The organism is Burkholderia sp. GbtcB21 (genome assembly GCF_019091065.1).
Taxonomy (GTDB): domain Bacteria; phylum Pseudomonadota; class Gammaproteobacteria; order Burkholderiales; family Burkholderiaceae; genus Burkholderia; species Burkholderia pyrrocinia_C.
On sequence record NZ_JAGXKA010000384.1, the window covers coordinates 1 to 246 of the forward strand.

Here is a 246-nt window from a genome sequence, read left to right on the forward strand (position 1 = left end):
TCGCGTGCGTGCGCCCCGAGCGCCTGACCGTGATGCCGCTCGCGGCCGGTGGCCTGCACGGCACGGTGTCGGCCGTCGAATGGCAGGGCGCGGACCTGTCGATCGCGGTCGTGATCGACGCGGCGCCCGACGAGCCCGTGCGCGGCACGATGCAACGCGGCCGCGGCGCGGCTACCGAGCGCGGTGCGCGCGTTTCCCTGCATTGCGAGGCAGACGATGTCGTCCTTATCGAGCCCTGAAGCGGGC

The 246-nt window shown here is 73.6% G+C and carries 1 protein-coding gene; it reads left to right on the plus strand.

The window, feature by feature from the left end; translation table 11 throughout:
- On the plus strand, nucleotides 1-239 hold a 239-nt coding region (locus KVT39_RS37160), incomplete at its 5' end, for a TOBE domain-containing protein (RefSeq protein WP_217591508.1).
- Nucleotides 240-246: the final 7 nt, after the last annotated feature.